The following is an 18,989-nucleotide window of genomic DNA, read 5'->3' on the forward strand; positions in this document are numbered from 1 at the left end:
CGTGGGAGTCGTGGCGCTCTCCCTGGCGGTTTCCCCATGCCCCAATGACACCTTCGTGTTCCACGCGCTCGCGCACGGGCTGGTCCCCGGCGCACCGCCGGTCGACCTGACCTTCGCTGACGTCGACGTCACCAACACGGCAGCCCTCGACGGCGCGTTCGACCTGGTCAAAGTCAGTTACGCGGCACTGCCCTGGCTGCTTGACGACTACGAGCTGCTGCCCTGCGGGGGTGCGCTCGGCCGGGGCTGCGGGCCGCTCGTGCTGACCCGGGACCGCACCGACCTCAACGGCGCGACGGTCGCCGTGCCCGGCGACCGGACCACCGCCTACCTGCTCTTCCGGCTCTGGGCCGCGGATCAGCGCCCGGCTCGCATCGAGGTGGTCCCGTTCCACCAGATCATGCCCGGGGTCGCCGACGGACGCTTCGACGCCGGCCTGGTGATCCACGAGGCCCGGTTCACCTACCCGAGGTATGGGCTGAACGCCCTCGTCGACCTCGGTGAATGGTGGGAACGCGACACCGGCCTGCCGATCCCGCTCGGTGCGATCCTCGCCAAACGCGGCACCGTCGACCCGGCTGCCGCCACTGAGTGGATCCGTGAGTCGCTGCGGCACGGCTGGCGCGACACGGCCGCCAGCCAGAAGTTCATCCTCGCCAACGCGCAGGAGATGGAACCCGCGGTGGTGAGACAGCACATCGAGCTCTACGTCAACGAATTCACCCTGGACCTGGGCAAAGACGGACTCGCCGCCGCCGATGCCCTGCTGGGGCGTGCGGCGGCGGCGGGTTTGACGCCGGCTGTTCCGTCGTTCTTATAGGGCTTACCAGAGATGCTTGCTCAGATCTCGAACTCGCGGGCGACCGCGTGCACCAGCTGCGCGATCTTCAGCGAGGTCTTCTTGTCCGGGTAGCGCCCGCTCTGCAGGGACGGCTGGACCGAGCTCTCCAGGACTTTGATCATGTCTTCGATCATGCTGGCCAGCTCGTCCGCCGGCCGGCGGCGCAACTCGGCCAAGGACGGCGGGACGTCCAGCAGCTTCACACCCATGGCCTGCGCGCCTTTTCGGCTGTCGACGACGCCGAACTCGACCCGCTGGCCAGTTTTCAGTTCCGTGACCCCCGCCGGCAGCGCACCCTTGGGAAGGAAAACGTCTCCGCCCTCATCACTGGTGACGAAGCCGAACCCCTTCGTAGCGTCGTACCACTTCACTCGACCCGTGGGCACCGCTGACCTCAACTTCACTCAATGGAAACAACCGATCACGCCAAGGCTATCCAGCGGACGGCTCGGACCCAACTGCAATCTCATCGAGTAACGCGGGGCGCACGGCCGGATCCGGCAAGGGGCACGAAGTCGCCACCCTGCCGGGATCGGATCGACCAGGTCAGATCACGGGTGGCGGCTGGACGCCCGGTAACTCAGGCTCTCCACCGGAAGAGGGAACGTCAGATCGTCACCGAAGGGGGACGGGGCGGCCGCACGGTCGGAGATGATCTCGGACACATGCATCTGGCCCTTCATGTCCACACCACGGGGCCCGGAGTGCTCACTCACCGGGCTCGGGGTGCCGGCGGTCTTGGGCTTCGCCACTTTCGGTCCTCCTCAGATCCAGGTCCGGCCACGCCCGGACCCGACACCATCGTCCCATGAACGTTAGCGTTGAAGACGATGGCCACCACATTCGCCGATCAACTCCGGTCGCTGCCCGACGAGGCACTGGGCGCACTCATACAGTTGCGCCCCGACCTCGTCGTTCCGGTGCCCGCCGACATCTCGGCCCTCGCCGTACGCGCCCAGTCCCGTAACTCCGTCGCCCGCTGTCTCGACAGCCTCGACGAGTTCACTCTCACCATCCTCGACGCGGCTCGTCTGAGCCGGGCCGCCGACACCGCCCTGACCTCGGTCGACGCCATCGTGCAACTGGCCGGCTCCGAAGGCGTGCCGGAGGCGATCGACCGCCTGCGCGTCCGGTTCCTGCTGTTCGGCCCGCCGGAGGCCCTGCACGTGCCGGGGGCCGTCGACGAGGTCACCTCGCCGTACCCCGCCGGGCTCGGCCGGCCCGCCGACTTCCTGGACCCGCAGGCCGCCGCGCTCTGCGCCGACCGGGCCAAACTCCGCCGCACCGTGCTGGCCGCGCCGCCCGGGGCCCGCGCGGTCCTCGACCGGCTGGCCGCCGGGCCCCCGGTCGGTGCCCTCAACCGGGACGCCGTCGCCGAGCCGGTCCGCTGGCTCGTCGACCAGCACGTGCTGGTGCCGGTCTCGGAGGCCGGGCGGGCCCCGCGCCCCGACGGCGAACTCGTCGAGCTGCCCCGCGAGGTGGGCATGCTGCTGCGCCGCGACACCGGGCCGTTAGGCGTGCTGCGCCCGGCCGCGCCGGTCCTCGACGGCCCGGTCCGGGACCCGCGGTCCACCGACTCCGCCGGAGCCGGTCAGACCATGGAGGCGGTACGCGCCACCGAGGCACTGCTGGAGGCCCTGGCGGCCGAGCCGGCTCCCGTGCTGCGTACCGGCGGTCTCGGCGTCCGTGACCTGAAACGGCTGGCCAAGGCGGCCGGCATCGAGGAGGCCGCCGCGGCGCTGCTGATCGAGACGACGTACGCGGCCGGGCTGCTCGGCGAGTCCGAATCCGGCTCGAATCAGGACCTCTTCCTGCCGACCGGAGCGTACGACCTGTGGCGCTCGACCGGCATCGCCCACCGCTGGGCCGCCCTCGCCCGCACCTGGCTCGCGATGACCCGGCAGCCCGGACTGATCGGCCGCCGCGACGACCGGGACCGGCCGATCAACGCTCTCGCCCCCGACGCCGAACGCGCCGGTGCACCGCAGGCCCGCCGAGAAGCCCTCAGCGTGCTGAGCGACCTCGCCCCCGGCACCGCCCCGCCGGTCGACGAGCTACTTGCCCTGCTCGCCTGGCAGGCGCCCCGCCGGTCCCGTGGCCGGGAACCGGCACACCGGGACGCGTGGACCGGCGCCGCGCTGCTGGGCGTCACCGGACTCGGGGCTCTCACGTCGTACGCCCGCCTGCTCCTGACCGACCCCGACGACGGCGGCGGCGACCCGCTCGGGGTGCATCCGGAGGACAGCCACGCCGACGCGGTCCGCGCCCTGGACCAGCTGCTGCCCGATCCCGTCGACCACATCCTGGTGCAGGCCGACCTGACCGTGATCGTGCCCGGCCCGCCCGAACCCGAACTGGCCGGCGAACTCGACGTCCTCGCCGAACCCGAGTCGGCCGGCGGCGCCAGCGTCTTCCGGGTCACCCCGGCCAGCGTGCGGCGTGCGCTCGACATCGGTTACCAGGCCGCCGACCTGCACGATCTGTTCCGTCAGCGGTCCCGCACCCCGGTGCCGCAGGCGCTCACCTACCTGATCGACGACACCGCCCGGCGACACGGCGGCCTGCGCAGCGGCTCAGCCGGGTCCTACCTGCGCAGCGACGACGAGGCCCTGCTCGCCGAAGTGGTCGCCGACAAGCGGCTCCTCACCCTGGACATGCGCCGGATCGCACCGACCGTCCTGGTCAGCCCCCGCCCGGTGGCCCGACTGCTGGGCGCGCTGCGCGAAGCCGGCTACGCCCCGGTGGCCGAGGACGCCGTCGGCGCCACCGTCCTGACCAGGCCGAAGACCCGCCGCGCACCGAGCCGTTCGGCCCGGGTCCCGGAACCGTCCGCGCCCCTGCTCTTCGGCCCCCGCCTGGCCGGCGTGGTCGAGCAGCTGCGCCGCGGCGACATCGCCACCCGGGCCGCCACGCGCGCCCCGGTGACCGTCCGGGCGGCCCACGGCCAGGCCATTCCCGGCTTGACCGTGGTCCAGCAGCACACCCAGGCGATGGCGGTCCTGCAGCAGGCGGTCCGCGACAAGGCCCGCGTCTGGGTCGGTTACGTCGACACCCACGGCGCCACCCTGTCCCGCCTGGTCCGCCCACTCTCGATGAGCGCGGGCTACTTACGAGCGGAAGACGAACGAGGCGAGTCCCTGCACACCTTCGCCCTGCACCGAATAACCGCGGCGGTCCCCGAAGAGTAGTCCCGAACCTAGTATCTTGCGACTACCTGCTCCGCACATATAGATTCGGAGCAGGTAGTCGCATGCTTTCAACGGGGAGGGCAGTGCAATCGCATCTGCAGCAAATCAGTACGACACCGCTTCCAAACGGATCGTCATAGCGAATCCGGAAGCCTTCGGCCGGGTGTTCGGCATCGACATGTCGGGCGATCTCAAGCCCGGCCCCACCGAACTGAACCTGGGCATCATCCACGCCGATCGCCGCAACGCCGACCTGATCATGACGGGACCCCACCGCGTGGTCCATCTGGAGTTCCAGAGCCGGGCCGATCCGGCCATGGCGAACCGGATGTTGATCTACCAGGGCATGTTGCGGGGTGAACCGGACCACGCCGACAAACGCCTCCATCAGCACGTCATCGTCCTGGGCAAGGGAACATCCCCCACCAGGATCTACGAACCACCCAATCTGTTTTTCAGGTTCGAGACCCACTACGCGCGCACCCTCGATCCGGACATTCTGCTCGACGATCCGGAGTGCGCGCCGTGGGCCGTGCTCGCCGCCACCACCGACGACAAAGAACGGGCGGCTCGCCTAGTGGCCATTTTCCAGGCCGTGACGTTCGCCAACGAGAAGTCCGAGGCCGTGCGGCGAGACCTCATCCAGACCGCACTGACCTTTGCCACCCTGGTGATGAAGCGCGAGAATATCGAGAGAGCCTTGAAGGAGGTCAACATGCCTGTCGACATGATCCACGACACCGTGTGGGCGCAGGAGCTGATCGAGGAAGGCCGCGTCGAGTCGAACCGGACCAACACGGTGAGAATCCTTGAGCGCCGAGGCATCGACCATCACCAGGCGGAACTGATCGCCAAGGCACTCCTCGACCAGAACCTCGAGACACCTGTCGAGCGGGCCGCCTTCGACGACCTTGAACAACTGAGGGCCCTCGTCGATCAGAACGACTGAGCGTACCGGCGACTTCGACAGCAAACTCAAGGCACTCGGCTTCGATCCCCCCTGGCTCAGAGACCAGCGAAAGGGCTGACCGGAGCACGACCGGGGCGGCGGGTGGTGCACCCCCGATAAGTGGCACCACCCGCACCTCGTCGCCTGATACACGCGCTAGAGAGCCCGTAGGTTGCATGAGATCTGGGTCACATGATCTCTGCTGAGCCGCGCACCCCCGATAGCGACACGGCCCACCCCTCTATACGACGCAAGTTTGGGTGGGAAAGGTTGTAGACGAAATCCGTGGCACACTTGAGGGTCGACTTTTAGCTCTTCGGAGGGTGTGCGCGTGAGCAGCGGACCACTGATCGTGCAGTCGGATAAGACTCTGCTCCTGGAGGTTGATCACCCTGATTCGAAGGCCTGCCGGATGGCGATCGCGCCGTTCGCGGAGTTGGAGCGTTCCCCGGAGCATGTGCACACCTATCGGCTGACGCCGTTGGGGCTGTGGAACAGCAGGGCGGCGGGGCATGACGCGGAGAGTGTCGTGGACGCTCTGATCAAGTTCTCTCGGTACCCGGTTCCGCACGCGCTGCTGGTGGACGTCGCCGAGACGATGGATCGGTACGGGCGGTTGCAGCTGCTCAACGACCCGGTGCATGGCCTGGTCCTGCGTGGGCTGGACCGGATCGTGCTGGTCGAGGTGGCGAAGTCGAAGAAGCTGGCGGGCATGCTCGGCGCCTATGTCGACGACGACACGATCCTGGTGCACGGTTCGGAGCGTGGCCGGCTCAAGCAGGCACTGTTGAAGCTGGGCTGGCCGGCCGAGGACCTGGCGGGTTACGTCGACGGGGAAGCCCACCCGATCGAGCTGAGGCAGGACGGCTGGACTCTCCGGTCGTACCAGCAAGAGGCTGTTGATGGTTTTTGGGCCGGTGGGTCCGGGGTCGTGGTGCTGCCATGTGGCGCGGGGAAGACCCTGGTCGGGGCGGCCGCCATGGCGACGGCGAAGGCGACGACGCTGATCCTGGTGACGAACACGGTGGCCGGCCGGCAGTGGAAGCGTGAGCTGCTGGCGCGGACGACGCTGACCGAGGACGAGATCGGGGAGTACAGCGGCGAGCGCAAGGAGATCCGCGCGGTCACGATCGCGACGTATCAGGTGCTCACTTCGCGGCGGGGTGGCGCGTTCACGCATCTGGACCTGTTCGGGGCCCGGGACTGGGGTCTGGTCGTCTACGACGAGGTGCACCTGCTGCCGGCGCCGATCTTCCGGTTCACCGCCGATCTGCAGGCCCGCCGCCGGTTGGGGCTGACCGCGACGCTGGTCCGGGAGGACGGGCGGGAGGGTGACGTCTTCTCGCTGATCGGCCCGAAGCGTTACGACGCCCCGTGGAAGGACATCGAGGCGCAGGGTTGGATCGCCCCGGCGGAGTGCGTCGAGGTCCGGGTCACTTTGACCGATGCCGAGCGGATGTCGTACGCGGTGACCGAAGCCGAGGAGCGTTACCGGGTCGCGGCCACTGCCCGTACCAAGCTGCCGGTGGTGAAAGCCCTGGTCGACAAGCATCCGACCGAGCAGGTGCTGGTGATCGGCGGGTTCCTGGATCAGCTGCACGAACTGGGCGAGTTCCTGGACGCGCCGATCGTGCAGGGCTCGACGACGAACAAGGAGCGGGAGCGGCTGTTCGACGCGTTCCGGGACGGTTCGTTGCGGACCCTGGTGCTGTCGAAGGTCGGCAACTTCTCGATCGACCTGCCGGAGGCGGCGGTGGCGATCCAGGTGTCGGGGACGTTCGGTTCCCGCCAGGAGGAGGCCCAGCGTCTGGGCCGGGTGCTGCGCCCGAAGGGTGACGGGCGGCAGGCGCACTTCTACACGGTGGTGTCCCGGGACACGATCGACACCGATTACGCCGCACACCGCCAGCGTTTCCTGGCCGAACAGGGTTACGCGTACACAATCGTCGACGCCGGCGACGTCCTCGGCCCGCCCCTGCCAAAGATCGACTAGCTGGCATGATTCCAGCCGTGAATATCACGGGGACCTTCCAGCACAGCTATTCCTCGTTCCGCCGGCTGAGCATGGCCGCGCTCGGCAAGGCCCGCTTCGGGATGTGGATCAGTGGCGGCCTGATCCTTCTGCTGGCGGTGACCACGGACGCGTTTCAGGACAGCCCGGTCCTGTACGCCGCCCCACTGGTGATCGTCTTTCCGGAGCTGATCGCTTACCTGAGCTGGCGGCAGCAGCGCAAGATCCTCACCGAGCCGGTGCACTACGAGATCAACGAGACGGAGCTGTACACCCGGGCGGCCCACAGTGAATCCCGGCTCGCCTGGTCCGGGCTGACCTGGGTGAAGAGCACCAAACACGGATGGCTGTTGAAGACCGGCGTCATGCAGGTCGTGCTCCCCCGGCCCGCGTTCAGCCCGGAGGAGCAGGCCACCATCGAAGCCTTTCTCAAGACGGCGCCGGTGAAGGTCAAGTCCTGACGTCTATCGCGTCCAGATGCGGGCGGCGGTGGTGCGGACGTTGCCCGCACGGTCGTACGCCCGCAGTTGGACCTTGATCTTCGCCTTGTTCTTCGGCGCCTTGGTCACCGCGAGTGTCGGCTTGGTGTGGTCGACTGTCACATATCGCGTGACCATCGTCGATTGCCCGAAAACGTCCCAGGCATACCAGACGAGCGGATGCCTGCCGTCGCTGAGCGAGACCGTCATGGTGCAGACGACACACCCGACGACCTCGGTATTCGGGCCTGCCAGGATCGCCGTGGTGTCCGGGCTGACGTCGGTGAGGCGTCCCCGCCGACGTCACCGAGGTGGCCCTGGTCTCCGGCGGTACCGCCGTGGCCGTGGCCGTGGCCGCGCCGTGGGCTTTCGCCTGGGACAGCAGCGCGCACAGCGACGCCCTGGTTCGCGGCCCGAAGGCCACCAGCACGGGACGTCCGAGATCACGAGGTCGATCACGCCGTGCTGAATGGTCCCGCCCGGCGGCGCGTAGGTGAAGGCCGGTGCCGTGGTGTCTACCCGCACCCGGGTGCTGGCCTCACCGGCGTTGCCGGCCGCGTCGATCGCCCGGATCGTCAGGTCATACGTTCGGACGGGACCGTACCGTCCCCCACTGGACCGAGACCCGGGTCGCGGCTCGTTCGGCTCGGATCTCCATCAGGTCGCCGAGGATCACCGCGCGGTCGGTGACCACCGGCTCGTCGTCCATGGCGTACGTGGTGCGTTCGCTGACGAAGACCGGACTGCCCGCCGGGCGGCTCAGCCGGGCGGCGCTCGCCACGTCGAGCAGACCCGGGACGATTCGTTCCGAGGCCCGCGTGATCGTCACGCCCGCTTCGGCCAGCGCCACGTAGAGCGAGATCCGCCGGAAGTCCTCGTCGCTCACCCGGGAGCCGTGCGGTTCCGGGACCCACGAGGTCTGGTGGATGACCGGCTGGTCGCCGAGGTACCGCACCCGCTCCAGCCGGAGACCGTCGGTGACGGCGGCCGACACCACCTCGGTCGTCACGTCGTGGCCTTGTTCGCGCAGGTCCTCGACGAAACTGCGGAGCGTGTCGACCCGGTAGGTGGCCTGCACCGGTGCGACGAACGTGCCGCGTCCGGCGTGCTGCACGATCAGCCCGTCGTCGCGCAACGACGACAGGGCCTGGCGCAGGGTCATCAGCGTCACGCCGTACCGCGCGCTGAGTTCCCGTTGCGCGGGCAGCGCCTCGCCGGGCCGGTAGACCCCTGTCCGGATCTTGTCGGTCAGATCAAGAGCGATTTGCCGGTACGCCGGAACCCTGGTCACGAGGCATGACGCTATCGTCCAGCGCCCTCCGGAACGATGCCAGCACGTCGCCGAGTTGCTCCGGCGTCCCGCCGTCGAGGATCCGGCGCATCAGGGCGGCCCCGATCACCACCCCGTCGGAGTGCGCGGCGGCGGTGACGGCGTGTTCGGTCGTGGCGATACCGAAGGCGAGCAGCACCGGCCGGTCGGTGAGCGCCCGGACCGCCTCCGCGACCCGCCCGCCGGACTCGGCGAACATGGTTCCGGTGGTGCCCATGACCGAAACCGTATAGACGAAGCCGCGGGACTCCCGGGCGATCACGGCGAGCCGCGCGGCTGGGGTGGCGGGCGACACCAACAGGGTCAGGGCGACCCCGGCGGCGCGCGCCTGCGCGGACAGCGCGGCGGCCTCGTCGACCGGCAGGTCCGGCACGATCAGCCCGGTGATCCCGGCCGCGGCCAGGTCCCGGCAGAAGTCCGGGCTCTGCTGCACCAGGTTGTAGTAGGTCATCGCGATCAGCGGCACACCGACGTCCACGCCGGCTACCTCGGCGAGCAGGTCACCGACCGTGACGCCACGCCGCAGAGCCCGGTCGGAGGCCTCCTGGACGACCGGGCCGTCCAGAATCGGGTCGGAGAAGGGCAGTCCGATCTCGATCGCGTCGGCGCCGGCCCGGGCGTACTCGGTCAGGTATCGGGTCCAGTCGGTGCTGATGCCACCGGTCAGGTAGGGCACCAGCAGCGGACGGCCCGCCGACCGCAGATGATCCTCGACGTTCACGATGCCTCCATCAGGGTCGCCATGTCCTTGTCACCGCGCCCGGAGAGCGTCACCAACACGGTCGAGCCGGGCGGCAACTCCCCGCTCCCGGCCGCCCGGATGACCCAGGCGATCGCGTGCGCGGATTCCAGAGCGCAAAGAATTCCTTCGGTACGAGCGAGAAGCCGGACGGCCGGGACGACCTCACTGTCGGAGACCACCACGTACCGGGCTCGGCCGATGTCGTTGAGGTACGCGTGTTCCGGGCCGATCCCGGGGTAGTCGAGGCCGGGCGCGATCGAATGGGCCTCGCTGACCTGTCCGTGCTCGTCCTGGAGCAGGTAGGACCGGAATCCGTGCAGGACACCGGCCCGCCCGAACGCGACCGCCGCGCCGCCTTCCGCCTCGACCCCGATCAGCTTCGCGCCGGTGTCGGCGAACCCGGCGAAGGTGCCGGCCGCGTTGGAGCCGCCGCCGACACAGGCGACCACGAAATCCGGGGTCTTGTCGGCGCACTGGACCCGGGCCTCGTCCCCGATGACCCGCTGAAACTCCCGGACCATCCATGGGTACGGGTGGGGGCCCATCACCGAGCCCAGGCAGTAGTGGGCCTCGTCCACACAGGTCACCCACTGCCGCATGGCCTCGCTGGTGGCGTCCTTGAGAGTGCGGGTGCCGCCGGTGACCGGGACGACCTCGGCGCCGAGCATCCGCATCCGGAAGACGTTGAAGGCCTGCCGCTCGATGTCGACCTCGCCCATGAAGACGGTGGCGTCCAGCCCTAGCAGGGCGGCGGCGGTCGCGGTGGCGACTCCGTGCTGCCCGGCTCCGGTCTCGGCGAGCAGCCGGGTCTTGCCCATCCGCTTCGCGAGCAGCGCCTGTCCCAGCACATTGTTGATCTTGTGGGAGCCGGTGTGCGCCAGGTCCTCCCGCTTGAGCAGCACGTCGACACCGAGTTCGGCGGAGAGCCGCCGGGCCGGGGTGAGCGCGGTGGGCCGCCCGGCCTGCACGGCGAGCAGGTCCGCCAGCTCACCACGGAACCCCGGATCCGCCCAGGCCTCCCGGAACGCCTCCTCGACCGCGGCGCAGGCCGGGATCAGGGACTCGGGCACAAAACGCCCGCCGTACTCCCCGAACCGGCCGGTCACACTCGGCTCCCGCATGACGCCTCCACTGTTCTAGAACTGAGTTCTATAACAGTTATACACATGCCCTGTGGACGGAGCAAACACCAGTCGGCCCGACTCCCCTGGACGGGGAGCCGGGCCGATTGGAGTGGTTCAGGTCAGCGGTACCAGGGTGGCGATACGGATGAGTATCCGACGCTGTCGATCTACTTCGGAAGCTTCGGGCCGGGGGTGAGCAGACCGGCGAGCAGGTCGCCGTGCCGGTCGGTGCGGGTGAGCGCCTCAGCCGGGGAGAACTGCCTCGCCGGGCGGGTGCCGGTGGCCATCGACAGGACCTCGTCCCAGGTCAGCGGGGTGGACGCGGTGGGGGAGTCGCCAGCTCGCAGCGAGTACGGAGTGACCGTCGTCTTGGCGGCCGCGTTCTGGCTCCAGTCGATGAAGACCTTGCCGGGGCGGACCTGCTTGGCCATCTTCGCGGTGATCGAGGCGGGCACCAGCGTGGCCAGTTCCTCGGCGACCCGATGGATGTACTCCGTGACCAGGGCCGACGACTGGGTGCCGGAGATCGGGCAGCACAGCTGCATGCCCTTGCGGCCGGAGGTCTTCGGGAACGCGGCGATCCCGTCGGCGGCCAGCCGGTCGCGGATCAGGACCGCCACCGCGCAGCATTCCTTCAGTCCGGCCGGGGCGCCCGGGTCCAGGTCGACGACCAGCAGGTCCGGGTCGGCACCGATCCGCCACTGCGGGGTGTGCAGTTCGATCGCCGCCAGGTTCGCCAGCCAGACCAGGGTGGCCAGCTCGTCGACGACCACGAAGTCGATGGTCTCCCGGCTCTTCGTGGACCCGGGGACAGGCAGCGTCTCCAGGTGCACCCAGGGTGGCGTACCGCCGGGTCTGTTCTTCTCGAAGAAGTGCGGCGCGCCGACCCCGTGCGGATAGCGGATCCGGGTGACCGGACGGCCCTTGAGGTGCGGCAACATCACCGGGGCGATCCGCGTGTAGTAGTCGATCAGCTCGCCCTTGGTGAAGCCGGTCGACGGGTACATCACCTTGTCCAGGTTGGAGAGCTCGACCTCCCGGCCCTCGATGGTCACCAGAATCCGGTCACGAGGCATCGTCGGCACACTCCCCCGGTGGCTTGTCGGCGCGCAGGCGCAGGAAGCGGGGGAAACGCAGCCGGAGGTCGGGTGTCTGATTGCCGTAGCGGATCTCGGCGACCAGCTCCGGTCGTACCCAATGGGCGCCTTTGGCATCCTCGCGCGACACCGCACCGGGAGCGAACGGTGAATCCGGGGTGGCGAGCGGCGCCAGCCGCGAGAGAAGGTCACGCTCAGCGACCGCGCCGATCCCGCCGCCGACCCGTCCCCGAAAGGCCAGCCCGGCCGGTGTCGGCACCCCGATCAAAAGCCCACCCAGCTTGCGTACGCCGGGACGCCAGCCGCCGATCACGTAGTCACCGGTCTGATCGAATTTGATCTTCACCCAGTCCGCTGACCTGCGTCCGGGCAGGTAAACCGAGTCGGAGCGTTTGGCCATCACGCCTTCGAGACGGTTCTCCCGGGCGGCCGCCTCGGTGGCCGGCCCGTCCCCGAACGACGGCGGCACCATCCAGTGCGCACCGGCCGGGGCGAGTTCTTCCAGGCGCTCCCGACGGGCCAAGTACGGTAACCCGGTGTAGTCGATCCCGTCGAGAAACAGCAGATCGAAGATCAGATAGGTGACCGGCAGGGCCGCGGCCAACTGGGCGGCCCGGCGCTTGTCCCGAACGTGCATCCGCTCGGCGAGCGCGGTGAACGACGGCCGTCCCGAAGCGTCCAGCACGACCATCTCCCCGTCGAGCAGCGTCCCCTCGGGCAGGTGCAGCGCGGCGATCTCCGGGTAGGCCGCGGTGACCACGGCGCCGGAGCGGGCGAACAGGTCGGGCGGCCCGCCACCGAACCGGGCCAGGACCCGGACGCCGTCCCACTTGAACTCGAAGCTCCAGTCCGGGCCCAGCGGCAACCCGCCCGCGGTCGCGAGCATCGGGGACAGGGGTGAACCCGGCACCCGATCACCATAGGCAAAATCGTTCACCTGACGCAGGCGTCTCAGTGATGCCATTCTGAGGTCATGCGAGCGATCTGGAAGGGCGCTGTCTCGTTCGGCCTGGTGTCGATCGCCGTCAAGCTCTATTCGGCGACCGAGGAGAAGGACATCCGCTTCCACCAGGTGCACCGCACCGACGGTGGCCGGATCAAGTACCAGCGAACCTGCTCGGTCGACGGCGAGGCGGTCAGTTACGACGACATCGCCAAGGGGTTCGACATCGGCGGCGGCGAAATGGTGATCCTGACCGATGAGGATTTCGCCGAACTGCCCCTCAGCACGTCAAGGGCCATTGACGTGCTCGAATTTGTTCCATCTGAACAGATCGATCCGATTCTCTTCGCCAAGTCGTACTATCTGGAACCCGAGGGGCAGGCCGCGAAACCGTACGTACTGCTGCGCGACGCCCTCCGCGACGCCGAGCGGGTGGCCATCGTCAAGATCGCGATCCGGCAGCGGGAACAGCTCGCCACCCTGCGGGTCCGCGACGACGTGCTGGTCCTCAACACCATGCTCTGGCCGGACGAGGTGCGCGCCCCTGAGTTCGGTTTCCTCGACGACGACATCGAGACCCGGCCGGCCGAGCTGGCGATGGCCAGTTCCCTGATCGACTCGATGGCCGGCAGTTTCGAACCGGACGAGTTCACCGACAACTACCGGGCCGCGTTGCAGGAGGTCATCGACGCCAAGGTCGAGGGCCGCCAGGTCGTCCAGGCCGACGAGCCGGACGAGGCCGCGCCTGCCGCGATCGACCTGATGGCGGCGCTCAAGGCCTCCGTCGAGCGCGCGCAGAAGGCCCGGTCCGCGCCGGTCGCCCCACCCGCCAAGAAAACCACGCGCGCGAGAAAAACCACGTCCACGGCCAAGACCACGAAGAAGTCGGCGTGACTACTCTTCTCCCATGGCTGTGGGATATGGGGAGGTTCGATGGCACTGACGTGGGCGGAGTCGTACCTGGGGAAGGTCCGCGCGAGCGTCGGTGACGGCGACACGATCTTCTTCGTCGGGGCTCGCACGGTGGTGCTCGACGATCAGGGCAGGTTGTTGCTGATCCAGCGGTCCGACAACCGGCGCTGGGCGATCCCGGCCGGGGCGATGGAGCTGGGCGAGAGCATGCAGGACTGCGCCGTCCGCGAGTTGTGGGAGGAGACCGGGCTGCGGGCCACTTCCCTGACTCCGTACGCGTTCTACACCGCGTACACGTACACGAACGAGTACCGGCACACGTACCAGCAGGTGTTGATGACCTTCGTGGTGCACTCCTGGGAGGGCGAGCTGCTGCGCGAGACCGACGAGAGTGTCGATGCCGGCTTCTTCCCGCTGGACGCGCTGCCCCAGGACTCGTTCGTCATCGACGAGGCGCTGGCTGACCTGGCGAAGTTCCGTGAGACGGGAATTCTGGTGATGAAATAACGGCTGCCTGGCAGTATGGCGGTTCGTGATCAGAAAACACCGCTTCGGACTGGATCTGTCCCCGTTACGCACCTCCCGGGACTTCCGGCTCGTCTTCATCGGCGGCGTGGTCACCGCGTTCGGTTCGTTCATCAGCTACGTCACCATCCCGTACCAGGTGGCGAAGCTGACCGACGACCCGCTGATGGTCGGCCTGATCGGCGTCTGTGAGCTGCTCCCGCTGCTGATCATGTCGTTCGTCGGTGGCGCGCTCGCCGACTACATCGACCGCCGGATCCTGGTCCGGGGCAGTGAGCTGGCCCTCGCCGCGATCTGCGGCATCCTGCTGGTCAACTCGCTCTCCGACGAACCGCACCTGTGGCTGCTGTACGTCGCCGCGTTCCTCACCGCCGCCGTCGCCGGTCTGCAACGGCCCGCCCTGGAAGCGATGATCCCGCGGCTGGTGAAACCGGAGCAGGTGCCGGCCACCATGGCGGTCCAGTCGATCGGTATGCAGTTCGCCCAGCTTCTCGGCATGCCGCTGGCCGGTGTCCTGCTGGCCAGCTTCGACCTGCACTGGGTGTACCTGTTCGACCTGGGCACCTTCGTCGTCTCGCTGATCTGCCTGAGCCTGGTGAAGGCGGTCCCGCCGCCGGTGGCCGCCGACCGCCCGTCGCTGAACAGTGTGGTCATCGGCCTGAAGTACGCCCGGTCCCGCCCCGAACTGCTCGGCACCTACCTGGTCGACATCAACGCGATGTTCTTCGGCATGCCGGCCGCGCTGTACCCGTTCCTCGCCAACGACCTGGGCGGCCCGAAGGTGCTGGGCCTGCTCTACGCCGCCCCCGCGGTCGGTTCGCTGCTGGCCACGCTCGGCTCCGGCTGGACCGCACGGGTGCACCGGCACGGCCTGATGGTGCTGGTGGCGGCTGGCCTGTGGGGTGTCGGCATCATCGGCGTGGGCCTGTCGGACACGCTCTGGCTCACCCTGTTCTGCCTGGCCTTCGCGGGCGCCGCCGACATGGTCTCCGGCCTGTTCCGCATGATCATATGGAATCAGACGATTCCCGACCATCTCCGCGGGCGCCTGGCCGGCATCGAGATGCTCTCCTACACGACCGGCCCGCTCCTCGGCCAGCTCCGCTCCGGCGCGATGGCCCGCACCGGCCTCGGCATCACCGGCGCCATCTGGGCCGGCGGTGTCCTCTGCGTCGTCGGCACCGTGGCCCTGGCCGCCGCCCTGCCGAAACTGGTCGCCTACAACGGCAAGGACGGCATGGCCCTGAAGAAGGCCGCCGACGACGAGTGGAACGCCACGGCGGCCTCCCGCACTACTTCACCTTGACGGCGTCGTACTTCGTCTGCGGCTGCCGGGCACCACTGCCCGCGTAGACGACCTTCCACGTACCCGACTTGGTGGCCTTGATCTTCTTGCTGTACTTGCCGCCCGTACCGGTGACGGTCTGACCTTTGTAGACGTACGCCGCGGTGCCGTTGGCCTTGAAGTAGAACTTCAAAACCGCACCCTTCAAGCCCTTCTTCGCGCCGTACGACACCGGATCGGCCTTCAACACGCCACGATGAGTCAGAGCACTGTTCTTCTTCACCGGCTCCGGCGTCGCGTCATAGGTCAGCGACGTCGGCCGCTTCACCGAGAACCGGTCGACCCGCTCGACGACGTAATCGTCGTAGTTCTCGTCCCACCACTTCAGCTCGGTCTGCACCCGGTAGGCACCCGGGGCGTAGATGTTTCCGCAGAGGAAGACCCAGTCGGTGAAGTAGGCGTAGTCGCCACTGCGGGACGCCTGCGACGGGAACAGGAAGTCGACGATGTCGCCGTCCGGACCGGTGACGTCGGCCGACAGCGACAGCACCTCGTCCTCGTCACCCTGCGGGTCGTACACCTTGAAGGTCACTTTCACCCGGTTCGCGCAACCGGCGTCACCGTCGAGCACCACCGTGCCCGTCGACAGCGTGACACCGGCGAGCTTCACATCGGCCCGGGCCGGCGAGGCCCCCAGGGCGAGAGTGGTGAGCCCGGTGAAAACGGCCAGAGCCGCCGCGGCACCGCGACGAACGAGCGACTTACGCATGAGATCCCTTCCAACGAGCGAACGGGTCCGTTCCGTCGCTCCGCCGACCGAGTCTCCCTGTGCCAACCGTCGTTTTCCAGCCTCGGTGCGAAGTTCCGGCCACCCGTCCCGCCGCCCCTGCCCGAACAGCCGACCGGAAAGAGCCGAACCGCTTTCACCGCTTACACCCGGACTGATCCGATCCGGCTGCACCTTGACCGGCGCACCACGGCGGCGTTGCGACGAAACGGACTTTGTCCGACCGGGTCGCTAGGGTGCGGATCGTGACGCTGCGATCAGCCGCCGAGGACGACGAGTTCCTGCCTGAGTACGGCCTCCTCATCGTTCGGGATCACTACGAACCGGGTCGTTTCGACGGCCCTGACGGCCACCGCGGGCGGTGACCTTTCATCCGCCACTCGGGTCACCGCCCCGCGCCGGGTACATCAGTGACACCGGCCATCTCATGATGTGGCGTGACAGCGACATGACGCCCATCGCCCAGGTGCCGTCCGGCACGGCGATCGAGACGGCCCACGGCATCCTGATCGCCGGCAGCGACAGCACCGTCATCGTGCGCGACGACGGTGGCATCGACGAGCTCGGCCTGTCGAGTACCTTCAGCCGCCTGGACGAGCACGGGCGGCTCTATGCGGTCGTGGAATGGCACCTCGGCCGGCAGGAGTGGTACCGCCTGCACGTGCTCGACCTCGCCGACGGCACCCGTCGCACCATGCCCTGGGACGACAGCCGTCCGCTGACTCTCAACGCCGTGCACGACGGTGTCGTCCGGTTCAACACCGACATGCAGTGGCGCCCCGGCAGCCGGCCCGAACCCGCGCCGTACCCGGTGACCACCATCGACCCGGTGTCCGGCACGAGCCTCTATTACGACCCCCAGCAGGGCCCCTCGATCATCACACCCGGCGGCACTCGGCGGCGTTTCACCGGCGGATATGGCGCCAGGCTCGTCCCGGGCGGCAACCTTCTGTACGAATTCGGTCACGCCCCGACAAGCTTGATCCTGTTCGACGCGACCACCTCACGCACCACCCAGACGTACTGGCTGCCACCACGCAGTCAGACAAGCCCCACCGGCCCACAGCCGCCTGTCTGGGAGGACCCCACTCATCTCCTCGTGCACGTCGCCGGCGGCGTTCATGAGATCGGTACCGCACTGATCCGCCTCGACGTCAGCACCGGAGACTTCCAGGCAGTACCCCTGGCCGGACAGCCGGACTACGCCCGCTTGGTGCAACCCCTCATCCCGCGCCGGTCCTCGCCCTGACCACGCGGTCCGGTCCGAGCCGGATCCATCCGGTCCAGGACGCCGGCCTCGGCCGCCGGGAAGCCGTCAGTAGCTCCGGTTTCCAGCGACGGTGCGGGCGAACGACGGGGCGCGGCCGTTGGCGATCTCGCCGCCGAACCAGGCGCCGAAGCCGGCCAGGGCCAGGGCCAGCAGTTCGATGAAGAACAGGCCGCCGCCGATGATGCGGTCGGGGGCCTGGACGCGGAGCATCGCGATGACCGCGAAGATCACCAGCACGCCCACGTTCAGGAGACTGCGGAGCACGCCGAGGCGGCGGTCGCGGGAGACGCGCGCGAACATCACGTCCACGGCGATCGCGATGGTGACCAGGGTGCCGCTGACCAGTCCGGCCACGACGTTCCAGTAGGCCAGTGCTCCGAGGATGTTAGGCCCGCCCAGCAAGTCGGCCATGTCGAACAATACGGCCATGGCGAAGAGCCCCAGGGGGAACATCACCAGGATCGGCTGCACCGCCTGACCGGCGACGTTCAATCGGCTTTCCATGAGGTTTCGCCTTCCCACCTGCGCAAAGACAGATTCTTAACGGCTTGGCGACGTTGGGCTACCCGGTCCGCTCCGAGCACAAACACCACGGCGATCGCCGATGGGTCACCCCACCAACGTCGCACAGCTTGTACGCAATCTGCAACATGGCAGGTTGAGTGGTGGCGAGGTGCTGGGTGGCGTGCTTCACTGCTAACAGGGCAACAAAGGGCGGAGTCGGAGGGAGTGACCAGCAGCGGCACCCGGCGGCAAACGGGTGCCGTTGTCCGCCTCTGCGGCTTCGTTCGTTGCGGCTCGAGCGAGGCGGGGATGGGTCTCTCGCGCCAATGGTGGCCCCATTCCGTCCCTCCTCGCAAGAAACAGCGAAGAGGAGTTCGCCATGCGCACACGGATCTACTATCGCGGTCCGGACGCCCTGGTGTCCGACGATCAGTTCGTCTGGCACCCCCGTACCGCACCGCTGGTCTTCGCCGTTCCGGATCTGCGCAACGTCGGTCTCGTGCAGGCCCCGGCCCGTATCCGTCCCTACGCTCCCGCGTTCGCGGTGATCGCCCTCGCGGCCGCAGCCGCCGGCTGGGCGCTGCTGCCCGATCCGCTGGTCTACATTCTCGTCTTCCTCGGTCTCGCGATACCCGGCGTAGCCATGGTGTGGCGTGAGCCGGGCCGCTGGGAACTCCACGCTCAGTACCGGGGCGCCGCTGTGGTGCTCTACTCGTCGCCCGACGCGCGGGTCTTCAATCAGGTGAGCCGGGCTTTACGCAGGGCCATGGAAGACAACCGGCGAACACCCTGGGGGTACGGCCTGGCTGCCGCCTGAGCTGCGATTCTCCGAGCGCCCCTCGGGTGAGATGGCGGCTTGCGTCAAAACCGCACCTGCCGGCCGTCGTTCTGATAGGACAGTACTAGGATGTCCGCGACCTCGCTGGTTGCCTGGTAGCAGTCAGCAAGATGGCAGTCAGCGAGGTGGCAGACTGGTGTTCCTTGATTACCTGATGTCACCAC

20 protein-coding genes are annotated in these 18,989 nt (G+C 68.4%); 10 read left to right on the forward strand and 10 right to left on the reverse strand.

The window, feature by feature from the left end; translation table 11 throughout:
- Positions 1–10: 10 nt before the first annotated feature.
- Positions 11–820 (forward strand): 1,4-dihydroxy-6-naphthoate synthase, encoded by an 810-nt coding sequence (locus BLU81_RS31395; protein WP_092549383.1) that lies wholly within the window; start codon positions 11–13, stop codon positions 818–820.
- A gap of 20 nt (positions 821–840) precedes the next feature.
- Here the strand turns inward: BLU81_RS31395 and BLU81_RS31400 are convergent, their stop codons facing one another.
- Together BLU81_RS31400 and BLU81_RS31405 are read right to left on the reverse strand one after the other, a co-directional pair.
- The gene (locus BLU81_RS31400) at positions 841–1,227 is read right to left on the reverse strand and encodes a cold-shock protein (RefSeq protein WP_092549386.1); all 387 of its coding nucleotides are present in this window, start codon (positions 1,225–1,227) and stop codon (positions 841–843) included.
- A 165-nt stretch (positions 1,228–1,392) separates the two neighbouring features.
- Positions 1,393–1,593: a hypothetical protein gene (locus BLU81_RS31405; RefSeq protein ID WP_092549389.1), complete on the reverse strand. Its 201-nt coding sequence runs from the start codon at positions 1,591–1,593 to the stop codon at positions 1,393–1,395.
- A 78-nt stretch (positions 1,594–1,671) separates the two neighbouring features.
- On the opposite strand from BLU81_RS31405, the gene BLU81_RS31410 reads away from it, so the two are divergent.
- The 4 genes from BLU81_RS31410 (at position 1,672) to BLU81_RS31425 (ending at position 7,450) form a co-directional block, all read left to right on the forward strand.
- Positions 1,672–4,029, forward strand: coding sequence for a helicase-associated domain-containing protein (locus BLU81_RS31410; RefSeq protein ID WP_092549392.1), 2,358 nt, complete (start codon positions 1,672–1,674; stop codon positions 4,027–4,029).
- 163 nt (positions 4,030–4,192) lie between these two features.
- A complete protein-coding gene (locus tag BLU81_RS31415) occupies positions 4,193–4,978 on the forward strand; it encodes an RpnC/YadD family protein (protein WP_092549395.1) in 786 nt (261 codons plus the stop codon).
- A 331-nt stretch (positions 4,979–5,309) separates the two neighbouring features.
- A complete protein-coding gene (locus BLU81_RS31420; RefSeq protein WP_092549398.1) occupies positions 5,310–6,971 on the forward strand; it encodes a DNA repair helicase XPB in 1,662 nt (553 codons plus the stop codon).
- Between the two features lie 17 nt (positions 6,972–6,988).
- Positions 6,989–7,450, forward strand: a complete 462-nt coding sequence (locus BLU81_RS31425; protein ID WP_157751850.1) for a YcxB family protein — start codon at positions 6,989–6,991, stop codon at positions 7,448–7,450.
- A 3-nt stretch (positions 7,451–7,453) separates the two neighbouring features.
- Here BLU81_RS31425 and BLU81_RS31430 read toward each other — a convergent pair whose 3' ends face one another.
- The 6 genes from BLU81_RS31430 to ligD (BLU81_RS31455) form a co-directional block, all read right to left on the reverse strand.
- On the reverse strand, positions 7,454–7,678 hold the full coding sequence (locus tag BLU81_RS31430; RefSeq protein ID WP_092549404.1) for a hypothetical protein: 225 nt from the start codon (positions 7,676–7,678) through the stop codon (positions 7,454–7,456).
- A gap of 370 nt (positions 7,679–8,048) precedes the next feature.
- Positions 8,049–8,759: a GntR family transcriptional regulator gene (locus BLU81_RS31435; protein ID WP_092549407.1), complete on the reverse strand. Its 711-nt coding sequence runs from the start codon at positions 8,757–8,759 to the stop codon at positions 8,049–8,051.
- Complete coding sequence (trpA, locus tag BLU81_RS31440; protein ID WP_172890656.1) at positions 8,722–9,519, reverse strand: tryptophan synthase subunit alpha; 798 nt, start codon at positions 9,517–9,519, stop codon at positions 8,722–8,724. Before trpA ends, BLU81_RS31435 begins: the two co-directional genes overlap by 38 nt.
- Positions 9,516–10,661 (reverse strand): tryptophan synthase subunit beta, encoded by a 1,146-nt coding sequence (gene trpB, locus BLU81_RS31445; RefSeq protein ID WP_092549410.1) that lies wholly within the window; start codon positions 10,659–10,661, stop codon positions 9,516–9,518. The genes trpA and trpB overlap by 4 nt, the downstream gene beginning before the upstream one ends.
- Positions 10,662–10,831: 170 nt before the next feature.
- Positions 10,832–11,740, reverse strand: coding sequence for a non-homologous end-joining DNA ligase (gene ligD, locus BLU81_RS31450; protein ID WP_092557898.1), 909 nt, complete (start codon positions 11,738–11,740; stop codon positions 10,832–10,834).
- Entirely contained in the window at positions 11,730–12,671 is a 942-nt protein-coding gene (ligD, locus tag BLU81_RS31455) for a non-homologous end-joining DNA ligase (RefSeq protein ID WP_092549413.1), read from the reverse strand. The genes ligD (BLU81_RS31450) and ligD (BLU81_RS31455) overlap by 11 nt, the downstream gene beginning before the upstream one ends.
- Before the next feature lie 63 nt (positions 12,672–12,734).
- On the opposite strand from ligD (BLU81_RS31455), the gene ku reads away from it, so the two are divergent.
- Genes ku through BLU81_RS31470 form a run of 3 tightly spaced genes read left to right on the forward strand, consistent with a single transcriptional unit; the run spans position 12,735 to position 15,447 of the window.
- The gene (gene ku, locus BLU81_RS31460; protein WP_092549416.1) at positions 12,735–13,598 is read left to right on the forward strand and encodes a non-homologous end joining protein Ku; all 864 of its coding nucleotides are present in this window, start codon (positions 12,735–12,737) and stop codon (positions 13,596–13,598) included.
- A gap of 39 nt (positions 13,599–13,637) precedes the next feature.
- Positions 13,638–14,123, forward strand: a complete 486-nt coding sequence (locus BLU81_RS31465; RefSeq protein ID WP_092549419.1) for an NUDIX domain-containing protein — start codon at positions 13,638–13,640, stop codon at positions 14,121–14,123.
- 25 nt (positions 14,124–14,148) lie between these two features.
- On the forward strand, positions 14,149–15,447 hold the full coding sequence (locus BLU81_RS31470; protein WP_307833790.1) for an MFS transporter: 1,299 nt from the start codon (positions 14,149–14,151) through the stop codon (positions 15,445–15,447).
- Here the strand turns inward: BLU81_RS31470 and BLU81_RS31475 are convergent.
- Entirely contained in the window at positions 15,434–16,195 is a 762-nt protein-coding gene (locus tag BLU81_RS31475; protein WP_092549422.1) for a hypothetical protein, read from the reverse strand. The two genes, BLU81_RS31470 and BLU81_RS31475, sit on opposite strands and share 14 nt — an antisense overlap.
- A gap of 466 nt (positions 16,196–16,661) precedes the next feature.
- Between BLU81_RS31475 and BLU81_RS31480 the strand changes: the two genes are divergently transcribed.
- Positions 16,662–17,462, forward strand: a complete 801-nt coding sequence (locus BLU81_RS31480; protein WP_157751851.1) for a hypothetical protein — start codon at positions 16,662–16,664, stop codon at positions 17,460–17,462.
- 66 nt (positions 17,463–17,528) lie between these two features.
- Here BLU81_RS31480 and BLU81_RS31485 read toward each other — a convergent pair whose 3' ends face one another.
- The gene (locus tag BLU81_RS31485; protein ID WP_092549428.1) at positions 17,529–17,987 is read right to left on the reverse strand and encodes a DUF2231 domain-containing protein; all 459 of its coding nucleotides are present in this window, start codon (positions 17,985–17,987) and stop codon (positions 17,529–17,531) included.
- A gap of 379 nt (positions 17,988–18,366) precedes the next feature.
- Here BLU81_RS31485 and BLU81_RS31490 point away from each other — a divergent pair, with 379 nt between their 5' ends.
- Positions 18,367–18,804 carry a DUF6232 family protein gene (locus BLU81_RS31490; protein WP_092549431.1) on the forward strand — a complete coding sequence of 146 codons (438 nt, stop codon included), beginning with the start codon at positions 18,367–18,369 and terminating at the stop codon, positions 18,802–18,804.
- Positions 18,805–18,989: the final 185 nt, after the last annotated feature.

Origin of the sequence: Actinoplanes derwentensis (genome assembly GCF_900104725.1) — a bacterium.
Taxonomy (GTDB): domain Bacteria; phylum Actinomycetota; class Actinomycetes; order Mycobacteriales; family Micromonosporaceae; genus Actinoplanes; species Actinoplanes derwentensis.

Bases quoted from the DNA above. Each gene is read 5' to 3' on its own strand.
- BLU81_RS31480 (WP_157751851.1), top strand. From the start codon at position 16,662: ATGACGCCCATCGCCCAGGTGCCGTCCGGCACGGCGATCGAGACGGCC.
- ligD (WP_092557898.1), bottom strand. From the start codon at position 11,740: ATGCCTCGTGACCGGATTCTGGTGACCATCGAGGGCCGGGAGGTCGAG.
- BLU81_RS31490 (WP_092549431.1), top strand. From the start codon at position 18,367: ATGCGCACACGGATCTACTATCGCGGTCCGGACGCCCTGGTGTCCGAC.
- BLU81_RS31475 (WP_092549422.1), bottom strand. From the start codon at position 16,195: ATGCGTAAGTCGCTCGTTCGTCGCGGTGCCGCGGCGGCTCTGGCCGTT.
- BLU81_RS31410 (WP_092549392.1), top strand. From the start codon at position 1,672: ATGGCCACCACATTCGCCGATCAACTCCGGTCGCTGCCCGACGAGGCA.
- BLU81_RS31430 (WP_092549404.1), bottom strand. From the start codon at position 7,678: ATGACGGTCTCGCTCAGCGACGGCAGGCATCCGCTCGTCTGGTATGCC.
- BLU81_RS31465 (WP_092549419.1), top strand. From the start codon at position 13,638: ATGGCACTGACGTGGGCGGAGTCGTACCTGGGGAAGGTCCGCGCGAGC.
- ku (WP_092549416.1), top strand. From the start codon at position 12,735: ATGCGAGCGATCTGGAAGGGCGCTGTCTCGTTCGGCCTGGTGTCGATC.
- trpB (WP_092549410.1), bottom strand. From the start codon at position 10,661: ATGCGGGAGCCGAGTGTGACCGGCCGGTTCGGGGAGTACGGCGGGCGT.
- BLU81_RS31485 (WP_092549428.1), bottom strand. From the start codon at position 17,987: ATGGAAAGCCGATTGAACGTCGCCGGTCAGGCGGTGCAGCCGATCCTG.